Annotated in this window: 25 protein-coding genes; 19 read left to right on the top strand and 6 right to left on the bottom strand. The window is 59.4% G+C overall.

The annotated features are described in order from the left end of the window. Window positions 1-167: 167 nt before the first annotated feature. The 7 genes from nirB to LVD10_RS06490 all read left to right on the top strand — a co-directional run bounded on the left by nirB (window position 168) and on the right by LVD10_RS06490 (window position 8,881). A complete protein-coding gene (gene nirB, locus LVD10_RS06460) occupies window positions 168-2,708 on the top strand; it encodes a nitrite reductase large subunit NirB (RefSeq protein WP_233006193.1) in 2,541 nt (846 codons plus the stop codon). 94 nt (window positions 2,709-2,802) lie between these two features. Continuing rightward, window positions 2,803-3,198 carry a nitrite reductase small subunit NirD gene (gene nirD / locus LVD10_RS06465; protein WP_233006194.1) on the top strand — a complete coding sequence of 132 codons (396 nt, stop codon included), beginning with the start codon at window positions 2,803-2,805 and terminating at the stop codon, window positions 3,196-3,198. 2 nt (window positions 3,199-3,200) lie between these two features. Continuing rightward, a complete protein-coding gene (locus tag LVD10_RS06470) occupies window positions 3,201-5,879 on the top strand; it encodes a nitrate reductase (protein ID WP_255774598.1) in 2,679 nt (892 codons plus the stop codon). 89 nt (window positions 5,880-5,968) lie between these two features. After that, on the top strand, window positions 5,969-7,252 hold the full coding sequence (gene moeA / locus LVD10_RS06475) for a molybdopterin molybdotransferase MoeA (RefSeq protein WP_237062543.1): 1,284 nt from the start codon (window positions 5,969-5,971) through the stop codon (window positions 7,250-7,252). 5 nt (window positions 7,253-7,257) lie between these two features. Beyond that, the gene (locus LVD10_RS06480; protein WP_237062545.1) at window positions 7,258-7,668 is read left to right on the top strand and encodes a VOC family protein; all 411 of its coding nucleotides are present in this window, start codon (window positions 7,258-7,260) and stop codon (window positions 7,666-7,668) included. A gap of 97 nt (window positions 7,669-7,765) precedes the next feature. Beyond that, window positions 7,766-8,491, top strand: a complete 726-nt coding sequence (locus LVD10_RS06485; protein WP_237062547.1) for a dienelactone hydrolase family protein — start codon at window positions 7,766-7,768, stop codon at window positions 8,489-8,491. Window positions 8,492-8,578: 87 nt separating this feature from the next. Continuing rightward, on the top strand, window positions 8,579-8,881 hold the full coding sequence (locus tag LVD10_RS06490) for an antibiotic biosynthesis monooxygenase family protein (RefSeq protein ID WP_369413276.1): 303 nt from the start codon (window positions 8,579-8,581) through the stop codon (window positions 8,879-8,881). A gap of 17 nt (window positions 8,882-8,898) precedes the next feature. On the opposite strand, the gene soxR is transcribed toward LVD10_RS06490, so the two are convergent. Then, window positions 8,899-9,357 (bottom strand): redox-sensitive transcriptional activator SoxR, encoded by a 459-nt coding sequence (soxR, locus tag LVD10_RS06495; RefSeq protein WP_233006199.1) that lies wholly within the window; start codon window positions 9,355-9,357, stop codon window positions 8,899-8,901. Between the two features lie 23 nt (window positions 9,358-9,380). Between soxR and LVD10_RS06500 the strand changes: the two genes are divergently transcribed. Genes LVD10_RS06500 through LVD10_RS06510 form a run of 3 tightly spaced genes read left to right on the top strand, consistent with a single transcriptional unit; the run spans window position 9,381 to window position 11,513 of the window. Next, complete coding sequence (locus LVD10_RS06500) at window positions 9,381-9,758, top strand: hypothetical protein (RefSeq protein WP_233006200.1); 378 nt, start codon at window positions 9,381-9,383, stop codon at window positions 9,756-9,758. Between the two features lie 40 nt (window positions 9,759-9,798). Further along, window positions 9,799-10,755 carry an ABC transporter ATP-binding protein gene (locus LVD10_RS06505; protein WP_237062550.1) on the top strand — a complete coding sequence of 319 codons (957 nt, stop codon included), beginning with the start codon at window positions 9,799-9,801 and terminating at the stop codon, window positions 10,753-10,755. Further along, window positions 10,752-11,513: an ABC transporter permease gene (locus LVD10_RS06510; RefSeq protein WP_233006202.1), complete on the top strand. Its 762-nt coding sequence runs from the start codon at window positions 10,752-10,754 to the stop codon at window positions 11,511-11,513. Before LVD10_RS06505 ends, LVD10_RS06510 begins: the two co-directional genes overlap by 4 nt. Before the next feature lie 52 nt (window positions 11,514-11,565). Here the strand turns inward: LVD10_RS06510 and LVD10_RS06515 are convergent, their stop codons facing one another. Genes LVD10_RS06515 through LVD10_RS06530 form a run of 4 tightly spaced genes read right to left on the bottom strand, consistent with a single transcriptional unit; the run spans window position 11,566 to window position 15,483 of the window. Further along, window positions 11,566-12,477: an MBL fold metallo-hydrolase gene (locus LVD10_RS06515; RefSeq protein ID WP_233006203.1), complete on the bottom strand. Its 912-nt coding sequence runs from the start codon at window positions 12,475-12,477 to the stop codon at window positions 11,566-11,568. Further along, window positions 12,470-13,372, bottom strand: coding sequence for a glycerophosphodiester phosphodiesterase family protein (locus tag LVD10_RS06520; protein ID WP_237062551.1), 903 nt, complete (start codon window positions 13,370-13,372; stop codon window positions 12,470-12,472). The genes LVD10_RS06515 and LVD10_RS06520 overlap by 8 nt, the downstream gene beginning before the upstream one ends. A 54-nt stretch (window positions 13,373-13,426) precedes the next feature. Beyond that, entirely contained in the window at window positions 13,427-14,086 is a 660-nt protein-coding gene (locus LVD10_RS06525; RefSeq protein ID WP_237062555.1) for a vWA domain-containing protein, read from the bottom strand. Next, complete coding sequence (locus tag LVD10_RS06530; protein ID WP_233006688.1) at window positions 14,083-15,483, bottom strand: hypothetical protein; 1,401 nt, start codon at window positions 15,481-15,483, stop codon at window positions 14,083-14,085. Before LVD10_RS06530 ends, LVD10_RS06525 begins: the two co-directional genes overlap by 4 nt. Before the next feature lie 743 nt (window positions 15,484-16,226). On the opposite strand from LVD10_RS06530, the gene LVD10_RS17935 reads away from it, so the two are divergent. The 9 genes from LVD10_RS17935 (at window position 16,227) to LVD10_RS06575 (ending at window position 23,914) form a co-directional block, all read left to right on the top strand. After that, window positions 16,227-16,817 (top strand): helix-turn-helix transcriptional regulator, encoded by a 591-nt coding sequence (locus LVD10_RS17935; protein WP_255774599.1) that lies wholly within the window; start codon window positions 16,227-16,229, stop codon window positions 16,815-16,817. Further along, window positions 16,814-17,260, top strand: a complete 447-nt coding sequence (locus tag LVD10_RS06540; protein ID WP_233006206.1) for a curli production assembly/transport protein CsgE — start codon at window positions 16,814-16,816, stop codon at window positions 17,258-17,260. Before LVD10_RS17935 ends, LVD10_RS06540 begins: the two co-directional genes overlap by 4 nt. Then, the gene (locus tag LVD10_RS06545) at window positions 17,260-17,679 is read left to right on the top strand and encodes a curli assembly protein CsgF (protein ID WP_233006207.1); all 420 of its coding nucleotides are present in this window, start codon (window positions 17,260-17,262) and stop codon (window positions 17,677-17,679) included. The genes LVD10_RS06540 and LVD10_RS06545 overlap by 1 nt, the downstream gene beginning before the upstream one ends. 64 nt (window positions 17,680-17,743) lie before the next feature. Continuing rightward, window positions 17,744-18,613: a CsgG/HfaB family protein gene (locus LVD10_RS06550; protein ID WP_233006208.1), complete on the top strand. Its 870-nt coding sequence runs from the start codon at window positions 17,744-17,746 to the stop codon at window positions 18,611-18,613. Between the two features lie 42 nt (window positions 18,614-18,655). Continuing rightward, window positions 18,656-19,219 carry a hypothetical protein gene (locus tag LVD10_RS06555; RefSeq protein ID WP_233006209.1) on the top strand — a complete coding sequence of 188 codons (564 nt, stop codon included), beginning with the start codon at window positions 18,656-18,658 and terminating at the stop codon, window positions 19,217-19,219. Window positions 19,220-19,246: 27 nt separating this feature from the next. Beyond that, window positions 19,247-20,140 carry a hypothetical protein gene (locus LVD10_RS06560; RefSeq protein ID WP_237062557.1) on the top strand — a complete coding sequence of 298 codons (894 nt, stop codon included), beginning with the start codon at window positions 19,247-19,249 and terminating at the stop codon, window positions 20,138-20,140. Window positions 20,141-20,579: 439 nt separating this feature from the next. Beyond that, window positions 20,580-21,458, top strand: coding sequence for a hypothetical protein (locus LVD10_RS06565; protein WP_233006211.1), 879 nt, complete (start codon window positions 20,580-20,582; stop codon window positions 21,456-21,458). A gap of 181 nt (window positions 21,459-21,639) precedes the next feature. Next, window positions 21,640-22,521: a hypothetical protein gene (locus LVD10_RS06570; protein ID WP_237062558.1), complete on the top strand. Its 882-nt coding sequence runs from the start codon at window positions 21,640-21,642 to the stop codon at window positions 22,519-22,521. A gap of 517 nt (window positions 22,522-23,038) precedes the next feature. After that, entirely contained in the window at window positions 23,039-23,914 is an 876-nt protein-coding gene (locus LVD10_RS06575) for a hypothetical protein (RefSeq protein ID WP_233006213.1), read from the top strand. A gap of 61 nt (window positions 23,915-23,975) precedes the next feature. Here the strand turns inward: LVD10_RS06575 and greA are convergent, their stop codons facing one another. Next, a complete protein-coding gene (greA, locus tag LVD10_RS06580) occupies window positions 23,976-24,452 on the bottom strand; it encodes a transcription elongation factor GreA (RefSeq protein ID WP_233006214.1) in 477 nt (158 codons plus the stop codon). Window positions 24,453-24,504: the final 52 nt, after the last annotated feature.

The following is a 24,504-nucleotide window of genomic DNA, read 5'->3' on the forward strand; positions in this document are numbered from 1 at the left end:
AGACGCGTTTGGCACAATCCTTGAATCCCTGATTACACCAATACAGAAAATCCCTTACGAGGCAACGGCGCCTGTACCCTTCGGCAGAAGGGGTAGAGGCCGTGCCTACACCACCCTCCCCGCCCCACCCTGCCGGATCATTCAGAGACAACACGGCAGGAACTCACATGGTTGAACCGCGGGCTAAGCAAAAACTAATCGTTATCGGCAACGGAATGGTGGGCCACCATTTCCTTGAGCAGCTGGCTGCGCGCCCCGAGAACGCACTGTTCGAGGTCACCGTCTTCTGCGCCGAGCCACGACCGGCCTACGATCGCGTGCACCTGTCTGAATATTTTGCCGGCCGCAGCGCCGACGACCTGGCGCTGGGCAGGATCGACCAGTACCGCGACTGGGGCTACGACCTGCTACTGAACGATGCCGCAGTCTCCATCGACCGGGAAAAGCGGACCGTAACTTCCGCCAGCGGTGTGGAGAAAACTTATGACCGCCTGATCCTGGCCACCGGCTCCTACCCGTTCGTACCACCGATTCCCGGCCATGAGCACGGGAAATGCTTCGTTTACCGCACGCTTGAGGACCTGGACGCGATTCGCGCGGCCAGTGAAAACGCCACCACCGGCGTCGTTGTCGGCGGTGGCCTACTGGGGCTCGAAGCTGCCAACGCGCTGAAAGAACTGGGACTGGAAGCCCACGTAGTGGAGTTCGCCCCGGGCCTGATGGGTATCCAGCTGGATGAGGGCGGTTCCGGACTGCTGAAAGACAAGATTGAGGACCTGGGCGTAACTGTCCACACCAGCACCGCTACCGAACTGATCGAGGAAGTAGACAGCGGTCGCCTGCGTATGCAGTTCAAGGATGATCGCGAACTGGTCACCGACCTGATCGTTTTCTCCGCCGGTATCCGCCCCGAAGACAAGCTGGCACAAGCCGCCGGACTGCAACTCGGTGAGCGCGGCGGTATCGTGATCGATGAATCCTGCCGCACATCCGACGGGAATATCTTCGCCATTGGCGAGTGTGCGCTGTACGAAAACTTCATCTATGGCCTGGTGGCTCCCGGTTACACCATGGCCCGCAATGTGGTCTCCCTGCTCTGCGGTGAGGAGGCCAGCTTTACCGGTGCCGACATGAGCACCAAGCTTAAACTGCTGGGCGTCGAGGTAGGATCCATCGGCGATGCCCACGGTCGCGCCGAGGGCGCCGCAGCAATCACTTTTGTCGACGAACAGAGCGGCATCTACAAACGCATAATTACTGACGGCGACGGCAGGAAGCTGCTGGGCGCCGTGCTGGTGGGTGACACCGGCGACTACGACCAGCTGCTGCAGTATCACCTGAACGATATCGACCTGCCGGAGCACCCGGAGCAACTGATCCTGCCCGCCGCGGACGGCGACGCCCCCACACTCGGTGCCGGGGCACTGCCCGCAACCGCCACCATCTGCTCCTGCCACAATGTCAGCAAGGGCCAGATTGTCGATGTGGTGCAAGGGGGTTGCTGTTCACTGGGTGAGGTCAAGGATGTCACCAGGGCATCTACCGGCTGCGGTGGTTGCTCCGCGCTATTGAAAAACGTTGTCGACGAGGAGCTCGCGGCACTGGGCATGGAGGTCAACAACCACCTGTGCGCGCACTTTGAATTTACCCGCCAGGAGCTGTTCCATATTGTCCAGGTGGAAGAAATCCGTACGTTCGAGGACCTGTTGCAGAAGCATGGCAGCGGTCGCGGCTGTGAAATCTGCAAGCCCACCGTGGCCTCCATCCTCGCCTCCCTGTGGAATGACCATATCCACCACAGGCCCCATGTGGGCCTGCAGGACACCAACGACACCTTTATGGCCAACATGCAGAAGAACGGCAGCTACTCGGTGGTACCGCGGGTACCCGGGGGCGAAATCACCCCGGACAAGCTGATCGTGCTGGGCCAGGTGGCCAAGAAATACGACCTCTACACCAAGATCACCGGCGGCCAGCGCGTCGACCTGTTCGGTGCCCGGCTGGAACAGTTACCCGAGATCTGGCGGGAGCTGATTGAGGCCGGCTTCGAAACCGGGCACGCCTACGGCAAGTCACTGCGCACGGTGAAGTCCTGCGTGGGCAGTACCTGGTGCCGCTTCGGGGTACAGGACAGTGTTGCCATGGCCCTGCATATCGAGAATCGCTACAAGGGATTGCGTTCACCGCACAAGATCAAGATGGCGGTATCCGGGTGCACCCGCGAATGTGCCGAGGCGCAGAGCAAGGATGTGGGCGTAATCGCCACCGAGAATGGCTGGAACCTGTTTGTCTGCGGCAATGGCGGCATGCGCCCGCGCCACGCGGACCTGTTCGCCACCGACCTGGATGACGAGACCCTGGTGCGCTATATCGACCGCTTCCTGATGTTCTATGTCCGCACCGCCGACAAGCTGCAGCGCACTTCAGTGTGGCTGGAAAACCTCGAGGGCGGGCTCGACTACCTGCGTGAGGTCATCATTGACGACAAGCTGGGCCTTGGCGAGGAACTGGAGGTGCAGATGGCGAACGTGGTCGGCACTTACCAGTGTGAATGGAAAACGGCCATCAACGATCCGGAGATGCTCAAGCGCTTCCGCCAGTTTGTGAATACCGACGAACCGGATGAAAAAATCGTTTTCGTGGAAGAGCGTGGCCAGCCACGACCCGCCCGTGAAGAAGAGGTCGTAAAGATCGCCGAGCCCGCTTGAGCGCGGCTGTTTTCCAGCAAACTGCACCAAAACGGCGCAATTAAATTAATTTTCGAATTTTGCTGCACAATCATTGCATTCTGGAGTATAAATAATGACAGAAGTTGCCATAACCCCCACTCCATGGCAGCCGGTCTGCCAGCGATCAGACCTGGTTGCCGATTCAGGAGTGTGTGTTCTCGTAGGCGATGTTTCTGCGGCCGGGCCATTAGCGCCCCGCAGGAGCATCGCCTTATTTTTTATTCCCCATGCCGAGCAGCAGCTCTACGCCATCGACAACTGGGACCCGATCGCCGGTGCCGGCGTGATTGCCCGGGGCATAATCGCCGAGGTCGATGGTGAACTGACGGTTGCCTCGCCCCTCTACAAGCAGCATTTCCGCCTGCGCGATGGCCAGTGCCTGGAGGATCCGGGGATCCGCCTCGACACCTTTGCTGCCGCATTTGATGGCGATACCGTCGTCATCGCCAGCATGCCGGACTCGCCCTGACCATGGCACCGCGGGAGCTTCTCCGCGCGCACCGGACGTGCACCACCTGTCCCTACTGCGGCGTGGGTTGCGGGGTGGCCGTAACCCGTGAGGCAGGCGACGACGGCGAAAACACCAGTGCCTGCGGCGATGAGCAGCACCCGGCCAACCTGGGGCGATTGTGCGTCAAGGGCTCGGCACTGGCAGAGACACTGGGTGAGCGGGACCGGTTGTTGAGGCCGCGCCTGCGCGGCGCAGATTGCGACTGGGAGACCGCCATGGACTTTATGGCGGCGCGCTTTGCCGAAACCATTGCCGAGCACGGCCCGGACTCGGTCGCGTTCTACCTTTCCGGGCAGCTGCTCACCGAGGACTACTATGTTGCCAACAAGCTGATGAAAGGTTTCATCGGCAGCGGCAATGTGGATACCAATTCCCGCCTGTGCATGTCCTCGGCAGTGGCCGCCTACAAGCGCGCCCTGGGTGCAGACGCCGTTCCCTGTAATTACGAGGACCTGGAACAGGCCGACCTGGTGGTGCTGGTGGGCTCCAATGCTGCCTGGACCCACCCGGTGCTGTTCCAGCGCATGCAGGCGGCGCAGACGAGGCTGGTGGTCATTGACCCGCGCGGCACCGCTACCAGTGATATGGCAGATATGCACCTGGCCATTGCCCCGGGCAGCGACGCGGCCCTGTTCAGTGGCCTGCTCAACTACCTGGCGACAACCGGTTGCCTGGACCGCGAGTTTATCAACCAGCACACCAGCGGTTTCGAGGGAGCGCTGGCCGCGGCAGCTGACTGGCCGCTGGAAAAAACCGCCCAGGCGTGCGGCCTGCATACCGGGGAAGTGCGGGCATTTTTCCAGGCGTTCGCTGAGACCGACAGGACCGTCAGTTTTTACTCCCAGGGCGTCAACCAGTCCAGCAGCGGCACCGACAAGAACAACGCAATTATCAATTGCCACCTGGCCACCGGCCGTATCGGCCGGCCCGGCTGCGGCCCCTTTTCGATTACCGGACAGCCCAACGCCATGGGCGGCCGTGAAGTGGGAGGCCTGGCCAATATGCTCGCCGCGCATATGGATTTCCGCGCCGACCATATCGACCGGGTCGGCCGCTTCTGGCAGGCGGAAAATATCGCCCGGCGACCGGGCCTGAAGGCGGTGGACCTTTTTCGCGCGGTAGAGTGCGGCGAGATCAAGGCCATCTGGATCATGGCAACCAATCCCGCAGTAAGCATGCCCGATGCCGGCCGCGTCACCCGGGCACTGCAACAGTGCCCGCTAGTGGTGGTGTCCGACTGCGTCGCTAATACTGATACCGCGCGCTGTGCTGACCTGCTGCTGCCGGCCACCACCTGGGCGGAAAAGGACGGCACCGTCACCAATTCGGAGCGCCGTATATCCCGGCAACGCAGCTTCCTGCCCGCGCCCGGGGAGGCCCGGCACGACTGGCAGATCATCTGCGACCTGGCGGAACGGCTCGGCCACGGCGACGCGTTCCGCTACCAGAAGCCAGTGGAAATATTTCGCGAGCACGCCGCCCTGTCCGGGTTCGAGAACCGGGGTGAGCGGGCCTTCGATATCTCTGCGCTGGCCGGGATTACACCGCGCCAATACGACCAACTGGCACCGCTGCAGTGGCCGGTCAACCGGGACAACCCCGCCGGAACTCCACGTCTGTTCACCGATCGGCGATTCTTTACCGACTCCGGCCGCGCCCGCTTCGTGACTATTGAACCCCGCGCACCTACCCAGCGCCGCAGCGAGTCGTTTCCCCTGTGGCTCAATACCGGTCGCCTGCGCGACCAGTGGCATACGATGACCCGCACTGCGCGCGCCAGAAAATTGCTGGATCATACCGAGCTACCAGAGCTGCGACTGAGCCCGGCGGATGCCAGCACTTACCAGGTCGAGGATGGCCAGCTGGCGGAAATTGCCAGTAGCCACGGCCGGATGCGCGCACGGGTGCTGGTCGATGCATCGCAGCGGGCCGGTGAACTGTTTGCACCGATTCACTGGAGCGAGAGCCTGGCCGGCCTCAGCCGCGTCAGCGCACTGGCGGGGGCGGTGACCGATCCCCATTCCGGACAGCCCGAATTCAAGCAGGTGCCGGTACAGCTTCACCCGCTCAGGGCAAAAGCTTACCTGAGCCTGGCCTGCCCCCCTGCCACTGCCGCCCGTGTCGGTGGCCTGATGGAGGACATGACGGCCTCTGGTGAGCTGCTGCACTGGTACCGTGTTCCCTGTGAGGGCGGTGATCGCTTCGAGCTGGCCCTGTCGCTGCCGACAGACTGTCGCGCTCTGGCCCGGCAGCTGGTTCCCGAAGACAGCGTGCCACTGCGCTGGCAACGACTGCAGCTGCTGCAGTCGGAGCGCTGGCTGGTGCATACGGATACCCTGCAACTGCTGCTGTTCAGTGCCAGCCACTGGCGCCAGCTGCCGGACCGCAGGGCAATGGAACGATGGCTACTGCAACCGCTGCCCGATCAGCCGGCTCAGCTGTTGCGACGGGCTGCGCCGGCGTCCGCGATGGTCTGCAGCTGCATGCAGGTTTCCCGGGAGCAGATCGAAACTGCAATCAGTGACGGCGCCGCCAGCGTGGAAGCACTCGGCGAGCAGCTGGGCTGTGGCACCAATTGCGGCTCCTGCAAGCCCGAGCTCGCGGCACTGTTGCGAGCGCAGGCCCGGGATGTTGCCTGACCCATCCACCAATTTTCTTTTTCCGGCAATCGCGCTAAGGTCATGGGAAGAGCAGAATAAAGCCGTAACCCTGAGAAGCTGACAGTCCCATGACCATCGATTCCTGCCTGACCACTGGCCTGATTACCGTAGAGCAGGCGCGCGAAGCACTCCTGCAGACCATTACCCCGCTGCGGGAAACCGAAACCCTGCCGCTGGGCGAGTGCTGCGGCCGCGTGCTGGCAGAGCGCGCGCCGGCACAGGTTGACCTGCCCCCCTGCGACAATTCGGCCATGGATGGTTATGCCCTGTGCGGCGAGGCGCAACGCTATGAGCTGGTCGGCAAGAGCCTGGCCGGCCATCCCTTCACTGGCACCCTGCTCGCCGGCCAGTGTGTGCGCATCACGACCGGCGCCGCCCTGCCCCCTGGCGCCGACCGGGTGGTGATGCAGGAGCACGCCCGGGTTCATGGCGACGCTCCCGGAGATTCGGCGCCTGGACAAATACTGGTCCCCGAGACGGTTCCCGCCGCCGGCAGCCATATCCGCCGCCGGGGCGAGGATGTCCGCTGTAGCGATACGCTGGCGGCACCGGGCCGGGCAATCACCGTGCCGAATGTTGCCCTGCTGGCGGCCGCCGGTGTAAGGGAGCTGGTAGTGATGCGCCCGGTGCGCGCGGCGCTGCTGTCCGTGGGCGACGAGCTGCGACCACCGGGAACCCCCGCTGCAGATCTCGGCCCCGGCGAAATCTACGACAGCAACCGTATCGCCCTGGACGCGGCCCTGCGGCAGCTGGGTATCGAGACCATCGATATCGGCTGCCTGCCAGACTGTCCCGACAGTATTCGCGCCGCTTTCGAGCGCGCCCGCGACTGTGCCGATATAGTCATCACCAGCGGCGGGGTGTCGGTGGGTGAAGCCGACTATACCCGGGCGGTACTCGAGCAACTGGGGCAACTGGACCTGTGGCGACTGGCGATCAAGCCGGGCAAACCCTTTGCCTTCGGACGCTTACCGAAAGCCGGGGGCGAGACGCTGTTTTTCGGCCTGCCGGGCAACCCGGTCTCCGCCCTGGTAACCCTCTACCAGCTGGTCCTACCGGCGCTGGAAAAGTTGCGGGGCGTTGCCGACAGCGAGCGGCGGGCACCCTTCCAGAGCCGTGCACGCCTGCTCAACCCGATTCGCAAGTCACCGGGACGGACCGACTACCAGCGCGGTTTCACCTACCGCGACAGTGATGGCCTGCAGGTGGTGGAAAGCACCGGCATACAGGGCAGCCATATCCTGTCGGGACTCTCCCGCGCCAACTGTTTTATCGTGCTCGCGCGGGAAAGCGGCGACCGCGACACCGGTGACTGGGTCACCATCGAGCCCTTCCGGCCGCCCCTGGGATAGCCGATATGTTCCGTATCCTGCAGATCGACCATGTTGTCCTGCGCGTGACCGACCTGGAAGCAATGCGGGATTTTTATGTCGACGTACTGGGTTGTGTCCCGGAGCGGGAAGAGCCGCACATCGGCCTCTACCAGCTGCGCGCGGGCAGCAGCCTGATTGACCTGGTACCGGTGGACAGTGAACTGGGACGTGCGGGCGGAACAGCCCCCGGGCGGTCGGGCCATAACCTGGACCACCTGTGCCTGCGGATCGAGCCATTTCACGCCGCCGCCCTGGTCCGCCACCTGCGTGCCCGGAATATCGAACCGGGCCCGGTTGAATACCGCTACGGCGCCGGTGGCCAGGGACCCTCACTCTATATACGCGACCCCGAGGGCAACACGGTGGAGCTGAAGGGAAACGTAACTGAGAGCTAAGATAAACGCTGCACAGGGGTTGAGACTGCCAGGGTTTGCCGCCTATATTCCCCCGGTGGTAAACCGCCAACTGCACATTCAGAACAGGAGAGCCCGAATGCACAGTGAAACCGTGGAGTACACAGTCGATAGCGAATCTTTCACCGGTTACCTTGCCTGGGACGACAGCTCCAGTGGCAAGCGACCCGGCATCCTCGTTATTCACGAATGGTGGGGCCACAACGATTTTGTCCGCGAGGAGGCCGACAAGCTCGCCGCCGCCGGTTATACCGCCTTTGCCGTGGATATGTTTGGCACCGGCAAGCAGGCCGACAATCCGGACGATGCGGGCGCATTGATGAACGCTGCACTCGAGGCACCAGGCGCCATCGAACAGCGATTCCGCAAGGCGATGGAAATCCTGCAACAACACGACTCCGTCGACTCGCAACATATCGCCGCCCAGGGATACTGTTTCGGTGGCGCAGTGGCGCTGAATATGGCCCGCCTGGGACTGCCGCTGCAGGGCGTGGTCAGCTTTCACGGCGCACTGGAGAGCGATATCCAGGTGGAACCCGGCAGCGTCAAGGCGCAACTGCAGGTCTATACCGGCGGCGCCGACGACATGATCCCGCCGGCACAGGTAGCCGCATTTGTCGAGGAAATGCAGAAAGCCGGGGTGAAATTCGAACTCACCAGCTATCCCGGCGTAAAACACGGCTTTACCAACCCCGCTGCTACCAGCCGGGGGGAAAAGTTCGGCATTCCACTCGCCTACAGCGATGAGGCGCGACAGGATGCCTGGAGCGGCGCCATGGCGTTTTACCGCAAGCTGTTCGGCTGACAGGGTGAAATTCCAGCGGGCGCGCCGGGTGCCGGTTCCCGTGAGCGCCCGCAAGCGAAAGGAAGCCGACCTGAGGACAGTTGCATCATTCTTGAAGTCGCCCAGCTGGATATCCGGCCCGGCCAATGCGACGCCTTTGAAGCCGCGTTCAAACGCGCGCAGGCGATCATCTCCAGCATGCCGGGCTATCTTTCCCACCAGCTGCAGAAATGCATTGAGAAGGATCATCGCTACCTGCTGCTGGTGCAGAGGGAAACCCTAGAGGACCACACTGAGGGCTTCCGCCAGTCGCCCCGCTACCAGGAGTGGAAAGCGCTCCTGCATCATTTCTATGAGCCATTTCCCGATGTAGAGCATTACCAGTTGATGCGCGAGCAATCCACTGGCTGACAGCCACTGGCCGCGGCCTACCCCCGCATCAGGTAGCGGGCTCCGGCTCCCTCTTTCCCGGCTTCGTCGCCGGGGTTCCACATCGGGCAGGTTTCCAGTGACAGGCAACCACAGCCGATACAACCATCCAGCCGATCCCGTAGGCCCCGCAGCTGCTCAATGCGGCGATCCAGCTCTGCACGCCACTTTGCTGACAGCCGTTGCCAGTCGCGCTTGTTGGGCGTACGAGCGTCCGGCAGCTCATCCAGTGCTGCCCTGATTTCCGCCAGGGAAACTCCCATACTCTGCGCCACCTTGATCACCGCCACCCGTCGCAGGACATCCCGGCTGTAACGGCGCTGGTTACCGGCAGTGCGCCAGCTCCTGATCAATCCCCGGCTCTCGTAGAAATGTAGCGTGGACACCGCCACCCCGCTGCGCCGGGCCACCTCCCCGACACTTAGTTCCCGCGCCGCACGCGACGATTTATCCCCCATGGGCATCCTCCCGCTAATCCCGGATGGCGTTGCTGATCGCTACCGGGAATTTTGGAATCCAGGCATTGACCTCAAGTTTACTTGAGGTTTTACACTGCTCCGCACCAGATGACAAGGACATGGAGAACAACGATATGATGGAAGGTATGGCTACCCATAAAGGCCCGGGCAACCAGGGGCACAAGAATCCAAAGCGGGACCGTAACGGGATACCGGTGGCACCAACACCGTACCGGGAAAACGGGGCTGATTCCGGACAGGCAGGGAAGGCTCCGGTAAACTCCCGCGAACGCGTTCAGCGATTCACGGCGGCGATCGGCAGGGCCGCATTGCGCCTGACGGTGCGCTGGGCAACCAGGGCTCAGGCGGCCAGCCCGCGCGGACCCTGGATCCCGAAGTGAGCGGATCCCCAAACAAGCCACCCACAAGCAAGGAGTTTCTGTGGAACCCATTATTTCGGCCAGGGGTGTTGGCAAGACCTACCAGGGAGGCTTTACCGCCCTGCGGGATGTCGACCTGGATATACGGCGGGGAGAGATCTTCGCCCTGCTCGGCCCCAACGGCGCGGGCAAGACCACGCTGATCAGCATCATCTGCGGCATCGTCAACCCATCGAGCGGCACGGTACTGGCAGACGGGCACGATATCATTCGCGACTACCGCGCCGCCCGCAGCAAAATCGGGCTGGTGCCGCAGGAACTTTCCACCGATGCCTTCGAGAGTGTCTGGGCCACCGTCAATTTCAGTCGCGGCCTGTTTGGCAAGGCACCCGATCCGGAATATATCGAGAAGCTACTGCGCCAGCTTTCCCTGTGGGAGAAAAAGGACAGCCGCATCATGGCCCTTTCCGGCGGCATGAAGCGCCGGGTAATGATCGCCAAGGCACTGTCCCACGAGCCCAAGATCCTGTTTCTCGACGAGCCCACCGCCGGGGTCGATGTGGAGCTGCGCCAGGATATGTGGCAGATGGTGCACGGCCTGCGGGAATCCGGGGTGACAATTATCCTCACCACCCATTACATCGAGGAAGCCGAGGAAATGGCCGACCGTGTGGGTGTGATCAACCGGGGCCGCCTGGTGCTGGTGGACGACAAGCGCACCCTGATGCAGAAAATGGGCGAAAAGGAACTGCGACTGCAACTGGCCCGCCCGATGAATGCACTGCCTGAGGCCCTGGCCGGCCTGCCGGTGGAGCTGTGTGAGGACGGCCAGCAACTTATTTATCACTTCGATATCAGGAGTGAGGATACCGGCATTACCGAATTCCTGCGCCGGCTGAATGACGCCGATATTGATTTCCGCGACCTGCACACCCGGGAAAGTTCACTGGAGGAGATCTTTGTCGGGCTGGTCAAGGGCGCACGAGAGGAGTCAATGGAAGAGGAGTCACAGCCATGAACTGGTACGGAATTCGCGCCATCTACAAATTCGAGATGGCACGCACCTGGCGAACCCTGATGCAGAGTATCGCCTCACCGGTGCTGTCGACCTCCCTCTACTTCATCGTATTCGGTGCTGCTATCGGCTCCCGCATGGGTGACATCGACGGCGTCAGTTACGGTGCCTTTATCATTCCCGGGCTAATTATGTTGTCGCTTCTGAGCGAGAGCATCTCCAATGCCTCGTTCGGGATCTTCTTCCCCAAATTCTCAGGCACCATTTATGAGGTCCTCTCGGCGCCGGTGTCGGCGTTTGAGGTAGTAGCGGGGTACGTTGGGGCCGCAGCCACCAAGTCGATTATCCTCGGCGGGCTGATCCTGCTGACCGCTCGCTTCTTTGTCGACTACGATATCCTGCACCCGTTCTGGATGCTCGCCTTCCTGGTGTTGACTGCCGTCACTTTCAGTATGTTCGGCTTTATCATTGGCATCTGGGCCGATGACTTCCAGAAACTGCAGATTATCCCGCTGATGGTGGTAACCCCGCTGACGTTTCTCGGCGGGGCCTTTTACTCCATCAATATGCTGCCGGAATTCTGGCAGAAGGTGACGCTATTCAATCCGGTGGTCTACCTGATCAGCGGCTTTCGCTGGGCCTTCTATGGCGTGTCCGATGTCAACGTCGTCATCAGCCTGGGAATGACCCTGCTCTTCCTGCTGCTTTGCCTGACCGGTGTCTGGTGGATATTCCGTACCGGCTACCGGATCAAGACCTGAATAGAAAATGGCGGCCTGCGCCGCCACTTTCTCCTTCCAGCAAATCCCCGGACTAACGGGCCAGGGAGTCGTAGACTATGCCGGTCCAGACATCCGGCTTCATAAACCCCTGCCCGTACTGGTCGTCGTATTCCCGGGTAGGCTGCGCCGCAATCACCTCCTCACGACTCATTCCCTGGTCCACCAGCGCCTGGATCTGGTTACGCAGTTTTACCAACAGATCCCGCTGGGCTTTCAACTCAGCCTTGTTGCTGAGGGGCCCGTGCCCGGGAATGATTCTGGTTGAATCATTCGCCAGGGACAATACATTATCCATCGCAGCCACTACACCATCCACGGAACCGCCGGAGGACAGGTCGATAAACGGGTAACTGCCGTTAAAGAAAGTATCCCCCATGTGGATCACATTGGCATTCCTGAAGTGCACGATGGAGTCTCCGTCGGTATGCGCCGGGTCCACATGCTGCACGTGCACATCCTCGCCGTTCCAGTGAAACGTGGTCGCATCGGTAAAGGTGATTACCGGCAGGGCCTCCGCCGGGGACGCCGGCACCTTGCGGTCGAACAGCTTCATAAACTGCTCAGTGCTCATCCGCTTGCGCACATTCTCGTGTGCCACCACCAGTGCGCCTGCCTCTCCAAAGTTCTCATTACCGCCGGTGTGGTCGCCATGCCAGTGGGTGTTGACTACGAAGCGCACCGGCTTGTCACTGATTGCCGCCACCGCGGCACCAATGCGCTCGGTGAGTGGCGCATATTGGTCATCCACCATAAAGACGCCGTCCTCACCGGAGAAAACCGCGATATTGCCACCGGCGCCCTGCAGCATATGGATATGATCGGTGACTTTCTGGGTACTGATTTCAACTTCCGCGAAGCGATCCTGGGCCAGCGCCGTGGATACTGCCGTGGTCGCCAGGGTCCCGAGGATGCCCGCAGTAGCGGTTTTCAACAGACTACGCATTATGAACCTCCTGCTTATTATTGGATTCAATACGGTTGATATTTTTCATGATGTCGGGCCGGTCAGTAACAATACCGTCTACCCCGAGCCTGGTGAGGTGTGCCATCTGACCGGGCTCATTGATGGTCCATACGGATACGTGCAGGCCCAGCGCGTGGGCGGCCCGCAAGAACCGGGGGCCAATCACCGGTAGGCCAAAATATCGCAGCGGCAACTGCATGGTCTGGTAGGCGGGGCGCAAGAGTTTCTCCAATCCCAGCAGCTGGGCGGCATAGAACAGGATGGCATCCCCCATGGCAGCGCCGGTAGTGACCTCGGGGCATATCCGGCGAAATTCATCGATCACACGCTTATGGAAGGTGGAGACAATTACCCTTTGCTGATGGCCCGTTCGCCTGATTACTTCACACATGGCCCGGGCGGCGGCCAAGTCGTTGTTCTTTAATTCGATGATCAGGGGCATATCGGGGATAGCCTCGAACACTTCATCGATGGTACAGATTCTCAGCGGTGCATCGCGATAGGGATAATGCTCGCCGTCACGGGTCCAGCGCATGCCCAGGTCAAGCTGCTGTAGCTCCGCGAGGGTATGGTCGATCACACGGCCTCTGCCACTGGTGATACGGTCCAGTTCCATGTCGTGCATCAGGACAAGGTGGCCATCCCTCGTCAGGTTCAGGTCCAGCTCTATGGCATCGACGCCCAGGCGGGACATCTCACGCATGTATAGAAGCGTGTTGCCGGGGAAAAGGCCACTGCCGCGCTCATCGCCGTGGGCAATCGCCATGGGAACCGGGGCATCAGGCAACTTTACCGTCAATGGGGGCGCGGGACGCCCCCGTGCGTAAAGCCAGAGTGCCGCCAATAGGCCGCAGAAAAGGACAAACCACAACATGGGGGCAGAAGGCCTCCTCACTTCATAACAGGAAAGGCCCTGGCAGCCATGGCCTCAGGGCAGGATTGCCTCGAGTTGGCCCAGGTCGTTCAGGACCCGCCAGGTGCCGCCAGTCTCCTCGACACGCTCCTGCCAGCGTGAAATACGTTCCAGGTATTCGTTCGGATCAACATTGTCACTGCGGAGCTTGGTGACGTTGAGCGCCACCAGATCGAATCCCTGCAGGTCCAGAGGCACATCGCGGTTATAGCCCGCCTTGATCTCTTCCTTCAGGTCGGAGAAGAGGAAGATTGTCTTGTGCCCCGGGTCCTTCTCATTGAGGAACTCGATCGCCTGCAGCAAGCCACCGGTAATATCGGTGTACTCCGCCGGCCGCGCGTCGTCCACGAACGTTGCCACCGACTGCTGGAATGCCTGCTTCTGGCGGTTGGTGACGCTGGGGCGGTCATCAAAAGTCACCTTGGCGTGGATATTTTTCTCGCTGAAGCTGGCCGTATTAATACTGGCCACGGCGAAGGTATCACCGGGCTGTAGCCTGGCCAGGGTGTAGTTGATCACCTGCTGGGCCTTGTCCAGCTCGCGGGTGTAGGTGCCCGAGGTATCCACCAGCATATAGATGCCGCGGTTATGCGCCCGGGACTCCCCACAGGCTGCCAGCAGTATTGTGGCCAGTGCCGTGACCAGCCCGGCAATCATTGTCCATTGCCTGCTCATCCCGCCTCCTCCAGTGCCTTGCCCTGCTGGCCGGATTCGCGCCAACGCTCGAAACGGGCTTCCAGCCACAGGGGGAAGAAAATGACAATATCGTACAGACGGATCAGCATTGCGCTGCAGCGCAGCGATGCCGTCCCCAGCAGGCGCATAATCACCGACAGCGTGCGCAGCAGGAATGCAGCAAGCACGCCAATAACGGTCCGCGCCGAGGCAATAAAGTTCTCCAGTGGTATGGCGACAAACGTCAGGGCAAATGGCAGGATAAAGCCGAGTCCCATCTGGGCGGCGGTAGTAATCCAGTAGACCCCCTCGGTGGCTGCCGCCACTTCCTCCCCGCGCAATTGTGCGCTCACGGCCAGGTCTTCCTGCATCAGCACCTCGCGCATAAAGGCCAGGCCCGCCTCCACACAGGCCAGGAAAAACAGCAGCGCAAAAGCTACCCACATCATGCGCGTACGGAGCTTGTCATTAAGCGAACCGATGACCGGGAACAGGCGTGTGATCCGCAGGCACTCCATCAGGAAGAGTCCCATGGTGATTTCCAGCAGGATAATCACCAGGGCGGATATATCCGCCATCTTGAAATTACCGATATAGCTGGTGCCGCCCACCATCTCGGTCATGGGCCGCGCAATCAGGTGAAAATTGATCAGCGCGCCACCCACGGCGATTACCAGTACAAAAGCAGAAATAAAGAACTGGCTCATAGAGGAAGAGGAGAGTCCTCGCAGCGCCCGGTCGGTGCCCTGCTGGATCTCCTCGTAACGACGCATATGGCCGTCCAGGGCAGTCGCCCGGCGAATTACCGATTCCACATGCTTGTTCACCCGTCCCAGGCTTTTCAGGATCGAGCGCCAATGGGGCATCATGCGCTTGAGCAGCTGGTGGCGTTCACGGGCAGACTCGCGGTAGGCCTCCAGCGCCTTGGCCTCAGACTTGCGCATGGACTGGTGAATGATCTCGAGCACATCCCCGACTACCGGATCCTGCTTGGCCGGGATCTCGGAGACGGCCTTGATCGCCTTGGCCCAGTTAGTGGGCTCCGGCGGCACCTCGGCACTGCGCACATAATCCTCATCGATGGCAGTCAGCTGCTCACACAGCCGCCGGTGCAGGGCGGGGTATTGCGCCAGCTCCCGCTTCATGGTCGCTTCAATCCGGTCGAACTCCCGCTCCACATAGCGCTCGGCGGCTTCCTGGCCGGATGCCAGCAACACCTCGCGGTTACGCTGTTGCAGGCGCCGCTCCGCACCAGCCACCGCACTGGCCCCCATACGCAGGGACTGCTGGAAAAAGCGCCCGAGGGCACTGATGGCCTGATGCACCGGGCGACGCGCCACAAACAGGGCCACGAGTGCCAGGATGAACCACAACCAGAGCGGCAGACTGTCTATCATTTCCGTCACTTGCTCTCTCCTGTGTTTTTCTGGCGAAAAATTGATCACCCGCCGGTTACGACGGGCCCGGAGTCGCCAGAAAGCTCGAGAAACTACTCCGGATGTCAAAATACGACACTTTAGGTTTATGAACCAGTGCCCCGCGCCCGCGGGCTCCCGCAGCCCAGGGGTCGGACACCACGATCAAGGACGATGCCGCTCTCCCGTGTGTTACCTGACATTGCGACATTACCGCCCTGCTTGCCTGCCCGTATTGCCTCCCCCTGCCGACAACGTTTTCAGCTACACAGGCGCGCTTTGTCCTCACCATTGGAAAGGGGGGTGGCCGGGTTTGCTATGGATACACCTGCAGCGGCACAGTTCATTGCCGGCCAACAGTGCAATTACCTCCCCCGCCAGCGGGGACAAAATCCGTGCCCAAAGGCATACGGAAAAACCGAATCGACAGGCCTGTCAGGGACCTGAAGGGTACCTATTACGTTTGAGGCTAACAGGCCCTTTTTTAAAACCAAACCATTATCCCCCTGTAACCCCCTGTGACTCGCAAACCGGCAGGCACGGTCTACACTCCATACTAACTTCTCACCCGCTAAGTTTTTCGGCCTATCGAAAAATATTCGGCCGGAATTATGAGCGAGAAGCTCAAGCGATCGGCAGAGGAGCGCAGACGTTCAATTTTCTGTCTGCTGTTGAAGACTGCGAAAGATTGAAATGGAATTTGAGGCGAAGTGATGGAAAATCCTATGCCGGCTCTTTTTTACAGCAACTCCGGCCTGCATGGAGAACTGCTGTTTTCCCTGGTTTCGGGGTCCCTCCCTTACAAATGGGAGAAGGCGGAGTTCGGCAAGCAACGTCACTGCCTGCCACATTACTTTGCCATCATTTTCGACTGTTCGCAGATCGCCGGCAATCAATACCAGGGCGCAACCCTTCGCTTTTTACTGTCGCTGAACCACCCGAAAATACTGCTCATCAATTATCCGCCTGACCTGGCCGACAACCTGACCGCACAGATTCGCAATCGCGGCATGCGATTCATTTGCGATTCCCACGGCAGCCAGGAAGTTCTGGTTGAGCGCCTTGCCAACGCCCTGCGCGAAGACGGCCGCGAAGAGCCGGCCGCGACCCATACCCCGCTGCTGACCCGACGGGAACAGGAAATACTGGCGCAGCTAACCTCCGGGGAATCGAATAGCGTCATTGCCACGCGGCTGCACCTGAGCGAACACACCGTCAAAAACCACATTTACAACATTTTCCGCAAGATCGGTGTCAAGAACCGTCTCCAGGCCAGCAACTGGGCAAAGCTGCACCTGGAAGGGGAGCGAATATGAGGCCACTGCCGGTGATGCTTGCCGTGCTCCTGAGCCTGCCTGTACTGGCACAGGACGACGAGCTGGAGGAGACCGTCAAGGCCGGCACCCTGGAAGAGTCGACCGGTCGTCTCGAGGATGAGATCAGTGGGTTCAATATCGACCAGACGATTACCCGGACCGGGCACGATTTCGCCCGCTATATGAGTGAGTACCGGAATTACCACTACCCGGACGCCCAATACAACCTCACCATCCGCGAAAGACCCTCGGCTCGGTGGGGCAACCTGATCTGGGTAACGTACAACTATAAAGTTGTATACCGGCGTTTTCTCCAGCCAAGAAACGCCGACGTGCAAAAACAGGCTGAACAGGCCGCCATACAGATTCATGAAATGGTGCAGAAAGAAAAGCTGCGCCAGGCACTGGAAGACCACTTTGACCTGGGAAAGGACGAATTTTAATGAAAGCAAAGTACATCGCTTGTTATTTCCTGGCTCCCGCCCTGACAGCCAGCTTTAACCCGGCCATTGCCACCGAATTGATTTACGAGCCAACCAATCCAAATTTCGGCGGCAACCCCCTGAATGGCAGTTACCTGCTGTCCAATGCACAGGCCCAGGATGACAACGAGGACCCGGATCGGCCTGAAGACCTGTTTGAGCAACCCAGTCCGCTGGACCGGTTCACCGATTCACTGGAGACCCGACTGCTCAACCAGTTACTGACGGATGTTGGTAATGGCAATAGCGGTGAACTGATCACCGACGATTTTATTGTGCAGATAGTGGATACGGATGGCGTCCTTACCATCCTGGTCACCGACCGGGACACAGGAGATGTGAGTGAAATCATAGTGAGTGGCCTGAACCCGACAAACTAAACGCTACCTAGCCTGGCCGAAGATAAATTCAATAATTCGCGATTCTCTATAGGAGAGATGTGCCATGCGAAAAATAATCAGCAAGTGTGGAGTGCCCCTGTTGGCGCTGGTTACAACATTGAGTGGCTGCACCCTGGTGAAGAGCACCAGCGATTCCCTGTTTGGCCCCGGACAGAATGACGCTGGCCTGACACCGAGGCACGCCACGTTCCGCGACCTTCTCAACCTGCCCGCACCCAAGGGCAAGATCCTGGTGGCGGTCTACAATTTCCGCGACCAGACGGGCCAGTATAAGCCAGCCCCTTCCAGCAGCTTTTCTACCGCGATTACCCAGGGTGGCGCGTCGATGCTGATGGATGTTCTCAACCAGTCGGGCTGGTTTATCCCGCTGGAGCGAGAAGGGCTACAGAATCTGTTGACGGAGAGGAAAATCATCCGTGCCGCGCAGAACAAGCCCAATATGCCCGCGAACAACAGTCATCCGCTGCCCAGTCTTGTCGCCGCAAACGTTCTGCTTGAAGGCGGCGTGGTCGCTTACGATACGAATATCCGTACCGGTGGTGCAGGTGCCCGCTACTTCGGGATTGGGCTGGATGACCAGTACCGGGTCGACCAGGTCACCGTCAACCTGCGGGCTATCGATATCCGCTCCGGTCGCGTATTGCACTCGGTACTGACCTCAAAAACGGTCTATTCGAAGGCAATCAGCGCGGATGTCTACCGGTTTGTGAGTTTCCGCCGCCTTCTGGAAATGGAAGCGGGAATGACACGCAACGAACCTGCACAGCTGGCCACCCTATCTGCGATGGAGTCGGCCGTAATTCACCTGATCAGTGAAGGTATCGTTGCCAATTCCTGGGCACTGCAGAACCCGGACGAAATCAACAATGAGGTCCTGCAGTACTACCTGAATGAACCGGTCAGGTTCATGTGATGCCCCGACGGCATCCGGATTAACCAAGACAGAGATAAGTGAATGAAACTGTTCTGCCTGCATGGCAGCCGGCAGCGGCCCGCCCGGCTTTTTTCCCTGGCCATCGCCTGCCTGCTTTGTGCCGCGGCAATGACACAGGCGCAGGAACTGCAAGTCGCCGCTGAACTACCGACGCAAAGTGAGCTCGATGCAGCAACCGCTGTTTCCATCGCCAACCTGGCAGTAATTGTCCAGGACGGCAGTCTTAACACGCTGGACGGCCGCCAGGTTGGCGTGCTGAACTTTCTCTCGGCACTGCAGCAGGGCAATCAGAACTTTCTCTCCGTAAACCAGTCCGGCATCGACAATGCGGCAATTGTCCGGCAATTGGGTGAGATCAACCTGGCGTACCTGCTACAGGTTGGCTATGAAAACCTGATTCAACTGGACCAGCTGGGCTTCGGGCACCGGGCGGGTGTCTCCCAGTATGGTATCCAGAACTCAGCCAACATCGAGCAGCTTGGTGCGGCACATAAAGTGGACATCTACCAGAGCGGTAATGGCCTGAGCACTTCCGTGTCACAGCAGGGCACCTCAATCACCACTGTCGTGAACCAATACAACTGAGCGGGCAAACACAAGCGGGGTCACGGAATGACAAGTTTCCACGGCGTAGTCCTGTTCTCGATGACGGTGATGACTGCATCGCTGGCAGCGGCGCAAAGCAACTCTATCGATCAGGAACAGGAGGGTTCCGGCAATTTCGCTTCTGCTGAACAGAGGCGCTCCAGTGCCCGGGGTAGTGCCATCGACCAGGACCAGGACGGCACCTACAACAGTGCCTATGCTGTACAGCAGAGTGAGCAGGGTGGCGAAATCCTGCAACTCCAGGAAGGTGGCCTCAATGAAGTCTATTCCCTGCAACAGTACGGGGACGACAATACCAGCATCCAGATACAACTGGGTGGACGTAATAGCGCATTGAACGTGCAACTCGCCAGTTATGGCAGCGAGACAATCACGCGCCAGCGCGGCTTATCCAACAGTAGTGAAATCCGCCAGACACTGACAGTCCGCAACAAGGCACAGGTCGACCAGTCCGGTATCCTGCAGGATGCGAGTATCCGGCAATACGACAGCTATATCAGCACGGCATTTATCTCCCAGGCTGGCACCGATAACAATGCCGATATCGAGCAGTCCGGGGTAGGCAACAGCGCGGTGGAAAGCCAGGCAGGTGAACTGAACCTCGCGGACACAGGGCAGGCGGGTTTCTTCAATAATGTCGATGTGACACAGGACGGTATCGCCAATCGTGCCCTGGCGGAACAGGACGAATGGTACAATAGTGCCGACATCACGCAGGGCGGCAACTTCAACGCTGTAACCCTGCAGCAGACCGGCGCCTATGGCCAGGGTGGAAGTCACCTGGCGATCATTTCCCAGGCTGGCAACCTGAATAGCGTGGGATTACTCCAGCAAGGGTTCTCTGCGACCGCCATCATCTCGCAGACTGGCGGCGGTAACACTGTGTCCCTGTCACAATAAACAATCTTTAGCCCCCGGACTAGCGCCCCCTCCTCCCATCCCCGGGAACGTCCCCCGTTCGTCTCACTCACCTGATTGCGCCATATTCAACATAAGCGGCTATTCATTCAACAGACTGATCAAAAAACGAACTTTCTTCCTAGTGTTTCGACACTTCCCTCCCATAGCGACATTCCGGCCAGCCAGCAAAACTGACAGTCGAGCGATCAAGTTTTGACCATAAAGATCGAAATTTGCTCGCCGAGCAGTGCCAGCTGATCCCAGGGATCTGCGGGCATGACTGGCAGGCGATCCATGCGCCTCCAGGGAAGGAATAGAGCCACATGGCTCAGGAGGATTTCCCTCCGATCAAAAAGGAATGCGCCGCTAGGCCAAGGGGCGTATTCCAGCCAGTAATAGCTGTACTGGTTTCTTAGCGTCAGAAGTAAAGGAGCAACTCATGAAGACGTTAACCCCGATCGCCGCCGCTGTACTGTTTGCTGTGAGCGGAACCGCACTTGCCGCAGGCAATACCGCCACACAGACCCAAATCGGCCTCGGCAATACTGCCGGCGCCTTCCAGATTGGCCCGGGAGTCGATGACAACACCATCGACCAGCTGCAGATCGGCATTGTCAACGATGCCGATGCTGTGCAGTTCGCTGGTGAGAACGACAGCAGCATTTCCCAGACCCAGGTTGGTATCGCTAACGATGCCTATTCACTGCAAGCATTCGGTGCGTTTAACAACGCTTCCGTACTGCAGGTTGGTATTGCCAACGATGGTGACACCTTCCAGCTGGGACAGCTGGGCAGTAACGCGCTTATTGTGCAGGTCGGTGCGGGCAACGAGGCAGACGTTCTGCAGGTCCTCGGTGCATTCAACACTGGCGTAGTACTCCAGTCAGGCGCGGGTAACGAAGGTGAGGTGAACCAGTTCTTCAGCGTCGGCTCACTGGGTATCGTGAACCAGAGCGGACTGGCTAACGATGCCGATACCGACCAGGTAGGCCTGTTCAACTTCTCCGATACCACCCAGGTTGGCGTTGCTAACAATGCATGGGTCGATCAGGTAGGTATCCTCAACGTATCAGACGTTAACCAGTTCGGTCTGGCAAACACGGCTGACGTAGAGCAATTCGGTATCCTCAACAGCCAGACCACCAACCAGCTCGGTATCGTCAACTTTGCTGCCACCACCCAGGTGGGTCTGGGCCATATGTCCACAACCAACCAACTGGGTATCGCGAACGCGCACCTGACCTTCCAGTTTGGCTTCGCTGAAACAGCGATGGCCACCCAGGTTGGTCTGGGCAATTTCGGCGTGATCGTGCAGTAAAGCGATCCCCGGAAATAGCCAGCGTGACGCGGCTCCGCGCCCGTCACGCACCCACTGTCAGCGGCTTTTCACGGCCGCTGACTTTTACATGACTCAGGAGCAGAAAACCCTTACGGCCCACAAGGCCACTCAACCCACACCGTGAAGTAATCCTTTGAGGTGCGACGTAAAGGAGATGCGTGTGAAATCCTTCACTCCCATTGCGGCAGCTGTTCTACTGGCGACAAGCGGGTACGTCCTCGCAGCCAACAACACTGCCGACCTGTCACAGGATGGTGTCGCCAACAGTGCCGTGGCTGTCCAGGACAACCCAGCCACGATTGATAACACCATCATTCAGCGACAATCCGGTTTCTTCAATAGCGCCGAGGCAGTACAGGCTGGCGAAACCGGCAGCATGATCTACCAGGTCCAGGATGGCGCGCTCAATGACGCCTATTCGCTACAGCAAGGCGGCACAGGTAACACAGCGCACGTTAGCCAGTCCGGGATACTCAACCGTGCTTCGACATTCCAGATAGCCACAAGCAACAGCGAAGCTCGTATCGGCCAAACCGGCTTTGGCAACGATGCGTCAATCACGCAGGTAGATGGCAGTGGTAACGTGGCGGTCATCGAGCAGGTAGGTTCAGTGCATGGCGCGGCAATTGGCCAGTACGCGGCCTATGACTCCGAAGCCTATATTTTCCAGTCCGGTCAGGGTAACGAGGCATCAATTCTCCAGGCCGGTTCTGGACAATACGCCAGCATCGGCCAGGACGGCCTGCTGAATACGGCCAATATTACCCAGCTCGACCTGTACAACGAGGCAGAAATCTACCAGCAGGGGCTGGGTAACGAAGCCAACATCCTGCAGGCCTCCCAGTACAACCAGGCTGTCATCAACCAGAGCGGCCTGTTAAACCGTGCAGATATTTTCCAGTTTGGACCTGGTGGCAACCACCGGGCACTGGTGAACCAGTCCGGCGTACAGAACGAAGCACTGGTCATCCAGAACGGCTATTCGGAAACTGCCATCATCAACCAGGTTGGCGTAGGAAACTCGGCCAGCATCTTCCAGTAAGCATGGTCGCTTTCCAGGGAGAGGCCCACACCTGATAACCAGGGCCACCAAGCGCCGCCGCCCTGCCTGCGAAGTTCACTGGCAGGGCGGCGATTCCTGGTTCCGGGTGTCTCTCACGGGCGCTGTGGCTGTGACAGGTCCGCTTATCTGTTTGTCTCTACGCCGCCCGCGTCTGTTAACACTTTCTTCTCAACCAACTCCGTACTTCCTTCCCATGGCACCTCCACCAAGAACTGGCAACACTGTCATTTAGAGAGCACATTCATTGTCGAAACAGGCAGTACGACCCAATGAATCGAAGCAGTATCTGTACCCTGCAAGCGGATTGCCCCTTCCCCGGCCTGTCGTGCCGACAGGTTCCCCACCTGATTCCCAGTCTCAGCCCGGCTCCCCAGTGGACACGGATGGCCTGTGGCTGGAGCCCTCTATGGTGCTGAGTAAGGCACCATAAGAGATCGGTGCAAACTGGCACCGGTTTTACCAACGTCGGAAACTCAATGCAGTAATGGAGACACTCATGAAGACGTTAACCCCGATCGCCGCCGCCCTGCTGTTTGCTATCAGCGGCTCAGTCTTTGCCGCCGGCAATACCACCACACAGAACCAGTCTGGGGTCGGCAACAATGCTGCTGCCAACCAGACCGGCTTCCTGACCGTGAATAATACGATCACGCAGGATCAATCCGGCTTTTTCAATAATGCCTCGGCGACCCAGTCGGTGCAGTTCAACAGCTCCATCACCCAGGTGCAGGATGGTGCCCTGAACAATGCCGCGGCATTCCAGACTTTCGGTGCAGGCAACTCCGCCAACAGCATGCAGAGCGGGCTGCTCAATAACTCACTGACAGTGCAATCATTGCAGCTGGGCAGCAACTCAATGCATATGCAGGATGGCGCACTGAACAGTGCGGTCACAGTGCAGACCCTGGGTTTTGGTAACAACGCCAACATTAACCAGTCTGGACTGCTGAACTCGGCTTCAGTGACTCAGGTGTTCAGTTTCTTCAACACCGCCACCATCAACCAGACCGGCATCCTGAACAATGCCGATGCGCTCCAGAGCGGCCTTGGCCATACCTCAAGCATGACCCAGAACGGTATCCTCAATGATGCCGACACCCGCCAGTTCGGCTTCGGTAATGATGCGACCATTGCACAGAGCGGCATCGGAAACGAGGCAGATATCTCCCAGGCAGGTGTGAACAACGCTGCATTTGAAAGACAGGTTGGTATTGGCAACGACGTGTACGTCGGACAGATCGGCTTCGGTCACCTGGCCGTAACCTCCCAGACCGGTCTTGGCAACAACGCCCTGGTCGGACAGTTCGGCCTGGCCGAAACAGCCCTTGTCACCCAGATCGGCGCATTCAACAACTCCGTTGTGTTCCAGTAAAAGGGCAAAAAAAAGGGCGGCCTGCTGGCCGCCCTTTTTTTATTATCATCCCGCTGCGGGATCAGATATGCTGCACAGTATCGATCTCGTACTCCACCGATCCTGACGGAGTCTGCACCTCGACAACATCCCCCACTTCCTTGCCGATCAACGCGCGGGCAATCGGCGAGTTCACCGAAATCTTCTTCTCTTTCACGTCAGCCTCATCATCGCCAACAATCCGGTAAGTCACTTCCTCGTCGGTTTCCATGTGGATGATGGTCACTGTGGTACCGAAGATCACCTTGTCGCTGGGCTCGATGGCTTTGACATCGATGACCTGCGCGTGTGACAGCTTGGCCTCGATTTCCTGGATACGTCCCTCGATAAAGCCCTGCTTCTCGCGGGCCGCGTGGTACTCGGCGTTTTCCTTCAGGTCGCCATGTTCACGGGCCTCGGCAATCGCCTGGACCACGGCGGGGCGCTCTACCTTCTTCAGGTTTTCCAGTTCGGCGCGCAGGGCCTCGGCGCCCTCGACAGTCATTGGTACCCGGTTCAAGTTGGGACCTCCAATTTTTATTACTAGAAAACCGGGCCTCCCCATGGGGAAG

Source organism: Microbulbifer zhoushanensis (assembly GCF_021729055.1).
Lineage (GTDB): Bacteria > Pseudomonadota > Gammaproteobacteria > Pseudomonadales > Cellvibrionaceae > Microbulbifer > Microbulbifer zhoushanensis.